Source organism: uncultured Rhodococcus sp., from assembly GCF_963525155.1.
In the GTDB taxonomy this organism is placed as follows: domain Bacteria; phylum Actinomycetota; class Actinomycetes; order Mycobacteriales; family Mycobacteriaceae; genus Rhodococcus_F; species Rhodococcus_F qingshengii.
The window spans coordinates 1-10,604 of sequence record NZ_CAURKP010000172.1; the positions used below are offsets into that span (position 1 = coordinate 1).

Sequence of the window (10,604 nt, forward strand, 5' to 3'; positions counted from 1 at the left end):
AGCGGACGCCCTCGATGACACCGGGCGTCAGCGGACGCCCTCGATGACACCGGGCGTCAGCGGACGCCCTCGATGACACCGGGCATCGCGTCGAAGTCGAAGACACGCGCGTGCAGCACGACGCGGTTTCGCAGGGCCGAACGAACCGCTCGGTGCAGACCGTCCTCGAGGTAGAGAGTGCCGCGCCACTGCACTGCGTGCGGGAACAGATCGCCGTAGAAGGTCGAGTCCTCCGACAGCAGGCGATCGAGTTCGAGGACCTTCGTGGTGGTCACGATCTCGTCGAGTCGAACCTGACGTGGAGGGAACTTCGACCAGTCGCGTAGAGACAGTCCGTGATCGGGATACGGTTTGCCGTCCATCACGCCTTTGAAGATCATGTGCCGCCTTGTCCATGGTTGTGCGATCGACCTTTCGCCGATCTCACTCCACAGTAAGGGCAACAGCCGTCTCTGGCGCTCGGGCGATTAGACTGCCAGTGGAAACCGATGTGTAAATGTCGGTGTTCGTTCTTTTCAGGAAACGGAGGTGGCAACGATGTCGAGTACCGACGACAGGCGTTTCGAGGTCTTACGTGCAATCGTGGCCGATTACGTCTCCACCCAGGACCCGGTGGGATCCAAGGCACTGGTCGAGCGTCACAACCTCGGAGTGTCGAGCGCCACTGTGCGCAACGACATGGCATTCCTCGAGGCCGAGGGCTACATCGCCCAACCGCACACCAGTTCCGGCCGCGTCCCCACCGACAAGGGATACCGTGAATTCGTCGATCGCATCGCCGACGTCAAGCCCATGTCCGGGCCCGAGCGTCGAGCGATCCTCGAGTTCTTGGAGTCGGGTGTCGATCTCGACGACGTTCTGCGTCGTGGTGTGCGACTGCTCGCGCAACTGACCCGTCAGGTCGCGGTTGTCCAGTACCCGTCGCTGTCCGCGTCGTCGGTTCGCCACCTCGAGGTGGTCGCGTTGACGCCGGCGCGCCTGCTTCTCGTTCTCATCACCGATTCCGGCCGCGTCGATCAGCGAATCGTCGAACTCGGAGACGTCCTCGAAGACGAAGACCTTTCCCGGTTGCGCACGCTTCTCGGCGGAGCACTGGAAGGCAAGCGCCTGGCCGCCGCGTCGATTGCCGTGGCGGAACTGGCCGACGAGTCTCCGGCCGACCTTCGCGACGCCGTGATCCGCTCGGCAACGGTTCTGGTCGAGACCCTGGTCGAACATCCGGAAGATCGTCTCGTTCTGGGCGGAACCTCGAATCTCACGCGCAACGCCGCCGATTTCTCCGGTCTGGCCGGCTTCCCCGGTTCGCTGCGCGCCGTGCTCGAAGCACTGGAAGAGCAGGTAGTGGTCCTCAAACTGCTCGCTGCGACGCAGAACTCCGGCACGGTCACCGTTCAGATCGGTGAAGAGACGCAGGTCGAACAGATGCGCGGAACCTCTGTGATTTCGACTGGCTACGGCGCGGCCGGTACCGTTTTCGGTGGTGTCGGTGTGCTCGGACCCACTCGGATGGACTATCCGGGAACAATTGCATCGGTTGCCGCCGTTGCCAGATACATCGGCGAAGTTCTCTCCGAGCGATGACGGACGTCGACATTCGTCGGCACGCCTCCTCGCGAGGACTGAGGAAAACCTAGAAGTAAGAGAAGGACGAGAGACTCAACGTGGCACGGGATTACTACGGATTGCTCGGCGTCGACAAGAACGCGACAGACCAGGAGCTCAAGCGCGCTTACCGCAAGCTGGCACGCGAACTGCACCCGGACGTCAACCCTGACGAGGCGGCGCAGGCCAAGTTCAAGGAGATCTCGACGGCCTACGAGGTCCTGACCGACCCGGAGAAGCGTCGCATCGTCGATCTCGGCGGAGACCCGCTCGAGTCCGGTGGTGGCAGCGGTGGTGGCTTCGGCGGCGGATTCGGTGGCGGCGGCCTCGGCGACGTCTTCGAAGCATTCTTCGGCGGCGGTGGCGGCGCAGGTCGTGGGCCGCGCGGTCGCGTTCAGCCCGGAGCCGACTCGTTGCTTCGCACCAAGCTGACCCTCGCAGAATGTGCGACGGGAGTCAGCAAGCACGTGACCGTCGAGACGGCCATTCTGTGCGACAGCTGCACCGGAGCCGGAACCAACGGCGACTCCAAGCCTGTCCGCTGTGAGACCTGCAACGGTGCCGGCGAAGTTCAATCCATCCAGCGCTCGTTCCTCGGTCAGGTCATGACCTCGCGTCCCTGCCCGACGTGCCGCGGTGCCGGTGAGACCATCCCGGATCCCTGCCACAAGTGTGGCGGCGACGGCCGAGTTCGGGCCAAGCGTGACATCACCGTGAAGGTTCCCGCGGGCGTCGCCGGTGGCATGCGCATCCGTTTGACCGCGCAGGGTGAAGTGGGCCCGGGCGGCGGACACCCCGGCGACCTCTACGTCGAGATCGTCGAGCAGCAGCACGACGTCTTCGTTCGAGACGGTGAAGACCTGCACTGCACGATCCGCGTTCCGATGGTCGACGCAGCGCTCGGTACGACTGTCACCGTCGACACCATCATCGACGGCCCCAAGGAAATCACCATCGAGCCAGGCACCCAGCCCGGACACGTTGCTGTTCTTCGCGGTCATGGCATGCCGAAACTGCGGTCGGGAGTGCGCGGCGACGTGCACGCTCACCTCGAGGTGGTCATCCCGAGCCGTCTCGATCACAAGCAGTCCAAGCTGCTCAAGGAATTCAAGCTGCTCCGCGATCGTGACGAGGCCGAGGTTGTCTCGACGGCCTCGCAGAACAGCGGTGGATTGTTCTCACGTCTTCGCGAAGCATTCAGCGGCCGCTGACGGTGGCCGCAACGGTCTTCTTTCTCGACCCGGTTCCCGGCGTCGGTGAAATCGCAGTTCTGGACGGACAGGAGGGTCGCCACGCGGCCACTGTCCGCCGGATCGGCGTCGGTGAGCGATTGGTGTTGGCCGACGGCCGTGGCCGGGTGGCCGACGCCGAGGTGACGAGCGTCGGCAAGGACCGCCTGGAACTGTTGGTCAGTGACGTTCAGGTTCTCGAGCAGCCCAAGCCGTTGGTGACCCTCGTTCAGGCACTTCCCAAGGCCGAGCGTTCCGAGTTGGCCGTCGAACTGGCGACCGAGGCGGGGATCGACGCGGTGATCCCGTGGCAGTCCTTGCGTTGTGTCGCCAAGTGGGAGGGTCCCAAGCTCGCCAAGGGCGTCGCACGCTGGCGAAGTGCGGCAGTGTCTGCGGCAAAGCAGTCCAGACGCGCGTTCGTCCCGGAAATTGCGGAACTGCACAAGACGCCGGCGGTGATCGCGCTGGTTCGTGACGCCGTTGCCCGTGGCGCTGTGGTTGCGGTGCTTCACGAATCGGCGACGACGCCGTTGGCCGGTTTGCCGCTGGCGAGCGCGGACGAGGTATTTCTGGTTGTCGGTCCCGAAGGTGGGCTCGACGATTCGGAGATCAGCGCGTTGTCGGAGGCCGGGGCCACTCCGGTGCTTCTCGGCCCGACGGTCCTGCGCACGTCGACCGCCGGGGCTGTTGCTCTGGGCGCGATCGGAGTGCTGACCGATCGCTGGGGACCACGGCCACTGCACTGATCTTGTTGTGATCCCGAGCTGAATCGGATCCGGCGCTCAGCGAAGTGTCAGATTTGCGCACTATCGTAAGGACGTCGGGGGTCGCCTTCGGCGTGAGTTGGTTCGGGGATTTCAGGAGGCCAGATGTTGTCACGTGCGCATATGCGAATCGTTGGAGCGGTGTGTGCCGCGGCGGCGTTGATGCTCGTCGCGGGGTGCACGGTCTCCACCGGAGACAACACGGGTTCCTCCAGCAGCGCAGTCACCACTACCCCGACCAGCGAGGCTCTAGTCACCGTCACCCCGGCGGACGGCGGAACTCCGGTGAGTCCACTCGACCCCATCGAGGTCCAGGTCGCGAAGGGAACACTGACGACCGTCGCGCTGACCAATCCCGAGGGTAAGGAAGTCGCCGGTATCACCACGCCGGACAAGACGTCCTGGAAACCGAGCGAACCACTCGGATACGGCAAGACCTACAAGTTGGTCGTCGACGCCGTCGACGCGAATGGTGTTGCCACGACCAAGAACACGACGCTGACCACCGTCGCGCCGAGTAACCAGACCCGGGCGTACATCAACACCACCGGTGGCGCCTCGATATCGGACGGTGGCACGTACGGTGTCGGCACCGTCGTCGCCGTTCATTTCGACGAGTTGATCGGTGACAAGGCCGCGGCCGAGAAGTCTCTGCTGGTCACAACCAATCCGCCCGTACAGGGTTCGTGGTACTGGGTCGACGGTCAGAACGTTCACTGGCGACCGCAGAATTACTACGCACCAGGCACGACGGTCTCGGTGAACGCGAACATCTACGGCAAGCAACTCGGCAACGGACTGTACGGCCAGCAGGACGACACCGTGTCCTTCAAGATCGGCGACTCCCACGTCTCGGTCGCCGACGACAACACCAAGATGGTGACCGTCTACGAAAACGGTCAGGTGATCAAGGAAATGCCGACCTCGATGGGAATGGGCGGCACCGAGACGATCGGCGGCACGACGCTCTCGTTCTGGACCCAGCCCGGCACGTACACCGTGATGGACAAGGCAAATCCCGTCATCATGGATTCGTCGACCTACGGTCTGCCGATCAACTCGCGCCTCGGCTACAAGGAATCCATCAACTGGGCCACCCGCATCAGCACCGACGGTATCTATCTTCACGAGTTGGAGAGCACCGTCTGGGCGCAGGGAAACACCGACACCTCGCACGGTTGCCTCAATCTCAGTGCGGCCAATGCCAAATGGTTCTTCGATTTCTCGCAGCCGGGAGATGTCGTCGAGATCAAGAACACCGGCGGCGCTCCGCTGGAGGTGTGGCAGAACGGCGACTGGACCCTTTCCTGGGCAGACTGGGCCGCAGGCAGCGCCCTCGCCTGAGATAGATTTCCTCGGTGCCTCGATTCAAGATTCCGTACGGCCGACACGAGCAGCAGTTCGGGCATCTCTACGTTCCCGACGGAGTCGCTGACGGCCCGATCCCGGTCGTCATGCAGATCCACGGCGGCTTCTGGAGCGGGCAGTACGGATTGACTCTGGGCACCGCATTTGCCGTCGAACTCGCGCGGCACGGCGTCGCGGTGTGGAACATCGAATACCGCCGTCTCGGGGCGGGCGGTGGTTGGCCGGAGATGTCCGCCGACGTGAAAACGGCGTACGACGAAATCCCCGGACTGGTTGCCGCGAAGTCCTCGGCCGAATTGGATCTGAATCAGATTCGCTTGCTCGGGCATTCGGCCGGAGGACATCTTGCAGTGTGGCTGGCGGGGGAGAAGGACACGTTCACCCGGCCTGAACGGGTCATCGCACAGGCGGCCGCACTCGATCTGGCGTCGGCAGGCGAGCGTGGACGACGGATCAGCTTCATCGAGGATCTGTTCGGCGTTCCGTTCGACGCGGACCCCGGTCTGTATCGCAGTGCGTCGCCGCAGCATCGATTGCCGATCGGCGTCCCCGTTGTGTGCGTCACGGGTGCGGACGATCTGCAGGTGCCGGCCAAGGTGAGCTCCCGGTACGCGAAAGCCGCGGAAGCGGCTGGTGATCCCGTGGCACTGCGTGTGATCGAGGGCGAAGGACACGACGCATTTCTCTCACCCTCGACCGAGTCGTGGCGGGGGGCCCCCGCGGTGGTGGTCGCCGAAGACCCCCTGGGGCCGAGCACCGCAGACGGACGCGGGGGGGACATGCACCCGGGCCTTCTTGCCCGGCAGGATGAACGCCACGACAACTGCCCCCACGAACAGTGCAAGACCGCCCGCCCAACTGGCCGCCGAAATCGCGTCGGCGTAGGCACTGCCTGCGGCATCGAGCAACGGCCCTGCCTGAGCTGCAGCCAACGGGTTGCCTGCCATCTCTTCGGCGACCAACGAAGCGCCGCCGACGGATTCGCCCGACACCTCCATCGCGTACGCGGCCTGTTGCGCAAGTTCGCCCGTCAACTGCGGAACCTGCATTCCATCGATGAATCCGGCAATCGAATCCTTGTAGCTCGCAGCGAGGATCGAGCCGAGGATCGCGATACCCAGCGAGCCGCCGAGTTCGATGGCGGTGTCGTTGAGGCCACCCGCAGCACCGAGATCGTCCTCGGAGAAGTTGTCCATGATGGCGTCGGTGGCCGGCGGTTCGCTGAGACCGATGCCCAGGCCGAGCAGGATCAGTGGGACTGCGAACATCCAGTAGCCCGAATCGCCGTCGACCTGCGTGAGAATCAGAACGCCGATCGCGGCGACCACCATGCCGCCGACGATGGATGCCCGGACGCCGATCAGCGGAGTGATCCGCCCACTGACAACGGCGCCGATCGAAACGGCAATTGCCAAGGGCAGCAGACGAACACCGGTTTCGAGTGCGCCGTAGCCGAGGATGAACTGGAACTGCTGTGAGATGAAGTAGATGGCGCCGAAGGCGGCCAGGAACAGCAGAAGTACGGCGAGCGTCGCGCCGCCGACCATGCGCTGGCCGAGCTTACGGACGTCGAGCAGTGGCTGCGGGTGACGCAGTTCCCAGACGACGAACGAGACGAGGCCGATCGCAGCGAGTACGGCGGCACCGATGGGTCCGCCGGTCCACCCGAAGTGGAATCCGTTGATGATCGAGTACACGAGCGAGCCAATGGTGACCACCGAGAGTGCGCCGCCGATCCAGTCGATCCGGCCCAGGTGCTCGGCCTTGCTCGGCGGCACCAGAAATACGGCGGCGACGGCAGCGACTGCGGCGATCGGGACGTTGATCAGGAAAGTGATGCTCCAGGAATGACTGTCGAGAATCCATCCGGCCAACAGCGGACCGAGTGCAATCGCGAGACCCGATGTCGCCGCCCACGCCGCGATGGCGCGTGATCTCTCCGCTTTGGGAAAGGTAGCGACCAGAAGCGAAAGCGTCGCGGGCATGATGATCGCGGCGCCGACGCCCATGATCATTCGTGCCGCGATGACGGCGTTGGTGGTGTCCGCGATGCTGCCGAAGACGGCGCCGCCGGCGAACACGGCCAGTCCGGCGAGAAGTGCGCCGCGGCGACTGTACTTGTCACCGATCACGCCGAACAGCAGCATCAATGCGGCGTAGGGAACGGTGTAGCCGTCGATGACCCATTGAAGTTGCGTGCTGGTGAGGCCGAGGTCTCTGGTCATGTCCGGCGCCGCGACGATCAGCGCGGTATTCGCCATCACGACGATCAGCAGACTCAGGCACAACACCCCGAGCGCGGCCCACCGCCGTGAGTACGGCTGGTCCATCTCCGAGACAGGTTTGCTCATGAGTGTCGTCATGTCGCGACTCCGTTCCTGATGATCGAAGACACTCCTCGATCTATTTGCACACTGATGTGTAAGTTAATAACTTGCACACCGATGTGCAACTATGATTGACCTAGATCACAGTTGGGCAGTCGAAAGAGGTGGAACGCGCGTTGACGCATTCGGGCACAGTCGTTTCGGGAACAGCCGAATCGGGCGGACGGCAGCGTCGTAGTCAGGCCGCGGCCAATCGCAATCGCATCATCGAGGCGGCGATCACGGCGTTCGCTGCTGATCCGGATGCGAGCATGGACGATGTCGCAAAGGCCGCCGGTGTGGTCAGGCGAACCGTGTACGCGCATTTCGACAGCCGAGAGGCGCTGATCAACGGCATCGTGGACGAGGCGTCGACCGATCTCGTAGCTGCGCTGAGCCAAGCCGGCGAGCCGCCCGAGCGCCCGGATCTGGCGACTGCCGTACTGGCATTGCTGTCATGGCCGGTCGGTGATCGCTTCCGGATGCTGCTCAGCTTTGCTCGCAAAGAGTTGGGGGAGCAGCGGATTCTCGATCTGATGGAGCCCGCGCGCGCCGTGAGTATCAGCGTCGTCGAGCGCGGTCAGCGTGACGGAACCTTCTCGAAATACCTGCCGGCCGAGACTCTGGTAGCGATGACCGAGGCGATCACGATCACTTTGTTCGATCAGGCCAACAGTGGGCTCATCACGGACTCGGGCGAATCCTTTGCCGCCGTGTGCCTGGTCATCGCGGGTATCAGTCCGGACAGAAGCTCCGAGATCGTCGCCGAAGCGTCGGAGTGGATCCGCGAATCGCTGCCGTCCGGTCGCCGCGAGGATTAGGCCGGGACGATTAACAAGTGGGCCGTGTCCGACTCTGGCGCTAGACTTCGAAGTATCGAGGCTCACGAGTCGAGTGGGCTGATCGGACCAGAAAGCAGGCCATATTCACCACGTGAGTGAACACAGTGAACTCGACGGGAACCGTGTAACCACCATCACCGAGCGCGCTCTGCCCGCAGAGCGCACCGTCCGTTCGAGTATGGATCTGGCGCCGGAGACCGTGCGTCAAATCCTGGGGGCGACGGACGAGAATCTCACCGCGATCGAACGTGAGCTTCGTGCCGACATTCATGTACGTGGCGGAACCATCTCCTTGTCGGGGACGGCTGCAGACGTGGCGCTGGCAGAACGTGTGTTCAGTGAATTGGCGTCGCTGGCCGGTCGAGGGCAGCCCATTGCCCCGGACGCTGTTCGACGAACCATCGGCATGCTCACCAACGAGGTCGGCGAGTCTCCGGCCGAGGTGCTCTCCCTCGACATTCTTTCGCGTCGGGGCAAGACGATTCGGCCGAAGACCCTCAACCAGAAACGCTACGTCGACGCCATCGACGAGAACACCATCGTGTTCGGAGTCGGCCCGGCCGGTACCGGCAAGACCTACCTCGCCATGGCCAAGGCCGTTCAGGCGTTGCAGGCCAAGCAGGTCTCTCGGATCATCTTGACCAGGCCGGCAGTCGAGGCCGGGGAGCGACTGGGCTTTCTGCCCGGCACGCTGCACGAGAAGATCGATCCGTATCTCCGCCCGCTGCACGACGCATTGCACGACATGATGGATCCCGAGGCGATTCCGAAGTTGATGCAGGCCGGAGTCATCGAGGTCGCTCCGCTCGCCTACATGCGTGGCCGGACGCTCAACGACGCCTTCATCATCTTGGACGAAGCGCAGAACACCACGGCCGAGCAGATGAAGATGTTCCTGACCCGCCTCGGGTTCGGTTCCAAGATCGTGGTCACCGGAGACGTGACCCAGGTCGATCTGCCGGGCGGGGCCCGTTCGGGTCTGCGCGCGGCATCCGAAATCCTCACCGGGATCGACGATATTCATTTCGCCACTCTGGACAGCAGCGACGTCGTACGTCATCGGCTGGTCTCTCACATCGTCGACGCTTACGAGCGTCACGAATCGGATCGGTCCGGCGAGTTGGCGGTCGGAAACCGGGCGCAGCGCCGCGCTGCACATGCTCATTCACCGCGACGGTAGGCTGAGCGACGCATCAACCCCTACTTTTCCCAGGAAAGAGCGTCGCACATGAGCATCGAGGTCTCGAACGAATCGGGCATGGACATCTCCGAACCGGAGTTGATCAGCGTTGCCCGTTTCGTGATCGCTCGGATGGATGTCCATCCGGCGGCCGAGCTGTCGATGGTTCTCGTCGACTCCGCGACGATGGCGGATCTGCACGTTCGCTGGATGGACCTGCCGGGCCCGACCGACGTCATGTCGTTCCCGATGGACGAACTCGAGCCGGGTGGCCGTCCCGATTCCCCCGAGCCGGGGCCGTCGATGCTCGGCGACATCGTGCTGTGTCCGTCTTTCGCCGCGGATCAGGCTGACAAGGCCGGGCATTCGCTGGCTCACGAACTTGCCCTCCTGACCGTCCACGGTGTGTTGCACCTTCTCGGCTACGACCATGCGGAGCCGGAGGAGGAGAAGGAGATGTTCGGCTTGCAGAACAGCCTCCTCGAAGAGTGGTACGAAGACCTTCGCCGTATCGACCGCGAAGCAGCACTGGCCGAACGCGATCAGAAGCTGCTCGGTAAGACCGGTTTCGTCGACGGAGTGGACCGATAACAGTTATCCGGGGGTTCTGTAGTGAGTAGCGCCATAGCGCTCTTTGTTCTGGCGATTGCTCTTGTCCCGGTCGGTGGTGTGTTCGCGGCCGTCGACTCGGCGCTCAACACCATTTCGTCGGCGCGGATCGACGAGATGGCAAAGGAAGAGCGAGCCGGCGCCGCGCGAGTGCAACGCATCCTGACCGATCGTCCGCGATACGTGAATCTGATGGTCCTGCTTCGCATTTTGTGCGAGATCACGGCCACCGTCGTACTCGTGGGCGGCCTGATCGACGTCCTCTCGCTGGGCTGGGCACTGACCGTCACCGCGGTGATCATGGTTCTCGTCTCGTACGTGGTCATCGGCGTCGGACCGAGAACGCTTGGGCGCCAACATGCGTACTCCATCGCGATGGCCGCGTCGCTGCCACTGCTGTGGATCGGGGTTCTGCTCGGGCCGATCAGTCGCGTCCTGATCCTCGTGGGTAACGCATTGACCCCGGGTAAGGGCTTCCGCAACGGCCCGTTCGCGTCGGAAATCGAGTTGCGTGAACTCGTGGACATGGCGCAGGAACGTGGCGTCGTGGCCGACGAAGAACGCCGAATGATCCAGTCCGTCTTCGAACTCGGAGACACGTCGGCGCGCGAGGTGATGGTGCCCCGCACCGACATGGTGTGGAT

The 10,604-nt window shown here is 63.6% G+C and carries 10 protein-coding genes and 1 pseudogene; 9 read left to right on the plus strand and 2 right to left on the minus strand.

Annotation, left to right across the window (positions count from 1 at the left end):
* Positions 1–56: 56 nt before the first annotated feature.
* Positions 57–380 (minus strand): type II toxin-antitoxin system VapB family antitoxin, encoded by a 324-nt coding sequence (locus tag RWT78_RS24135; protein ID WP_003944521.1) that lies wholly within the window; start codon positions 378–380, stop codon positions 57–59.
* A gap of 157 nt (positions 381–537) precedes the next feature.
* Between RWT78_RS24135 and hrcA the strand changes: the two genes are divergently transcribed.
* The 5 genes and pseudogenes from hrcA to RWT78_RS24160 all read left to right on the plus strand — a co-directional run.
* Complete coding sequence (gene hrcA, locus RWT78_RS24140; protein WP_003944583.1) at positions 538–1,581, plus strand: heat-inducible transcriptional repressor HrcA; 1,044 nt, start codon at positions 538–540, stop codon at positions 1,579–1,581.
* An 80-nt stretch (positions 1,582–1,661) separates the two neighbouring features.
* Positions 1,662–2,813 (plus strand): molecular chaperone DnaJ, encoded by a 1,152-nt coding sequence (gene dnaJ, locus RWT78_RS24145; protein ID WP_314681476.1) that lies wholly within the window; start codon positions 1,662–1,664, stop codon positions 2,811–2,813.
* A 2-nt stretch (positions 2,814–2,815) separates the two neighbouring features.
* A complete protein-coding gene (locus RWT78_RS24150; protein WP_003944495.1) occupies positions 2,816–3,577 on the plus strand; it encodes a 16S rRNA (uracil(1498)-N(3))-methyltransferase in 762 nt (253 codons plus the stop codon).
* 123 nt (positions 3,578–3,700) lie between these two features.
* Entirely contained in the window at positions 3,701–4,939 is a 1,239-nt protein-coding gene (locus RWT78_RS24155; RefSeq protein WP_003944568.1) for an Ig-like domain-containing protein, read from the plus strand.
* Positions 4,940–4,953: 14 nt separating this feature from the next.
* Positions 4,954–5,712, plus strand: a pseudogene (locus RWT78_RS24160) (alpha/beta hydrolase family protein); the annotation flags it as partial.
* Here the strand turns inward: RWT78_RS24160 and RWT78_RS24165 are convergent.
* A complete protein-coding gene (locus RWT78_RS24165; protein WP_314681478.1) occupies positions 5,650–7,326 on the minus strand; it encodes an MFS transporter in 1,677 nt (558 codons plus the stop codon). The pseudogene RWT78_RS24160 and the gene RWT78_RS24165 sit on opposite strands and share 63 nt — an antisense overlap.
* Before the next feature lie 128 nt (positions 7,327–7,454).
* Here RWT78_RS24165 and RWT78_RS24170 point away from each other — a divergent pair, with 128 nt between their 5' ends.
* The 4 genes from RWT78_RS24170 to RWT78_RS24185 form a co-directional block, all read left to right on the plus strand.
* Positions 7,455–8,150 (plus strand): TetR/AcrR family transcriptional regulator, encoded by a 696-nt coding sequence (locus RWT78_RS24170; RefSeq protein ID WP_007731067.1) that lies wholly within the window; start codon positions 7,455–7,457, stop codon positions 8,148–8,150.
* A gap of 112 nt (positions 8,151–8,262) precedes the next feature.
* Positions 8,263–9,351, plus strand: a complete 1,089-nt coding sequence (locus tag RWT78_RS24175; RefSeq protein ID WP_003944580.1) for a PhoH family protein — start codon at positions 8,263–8,265, stop codon at positions 9,349–9,351.
* Positions 9,352–9,399: 48 nt separating this feature from the next.
* The gene (ybeY, locus tag RWT78_RS24180; protein ID WP_003944525.1) at positions 9,400–9,942 is read left to right on the plus strand and encodes an rRNA maturation RNase YbeY; all 543 of its coding nucleotides are present in this window, start codon (positions 9,400–9,402) and stop codon (positions 9,940–9,942) included.
* A 21-nt stretch (positions 9,943–9,963) separates the two neighbouring features.
* On the plus strand, positions 9,964–10,604 hold a 641-nt coding region (locus tag RWT78_RS24185), incomplete at its 3' end, for a CNNM domain-containing protein (protein WP_314681481.1).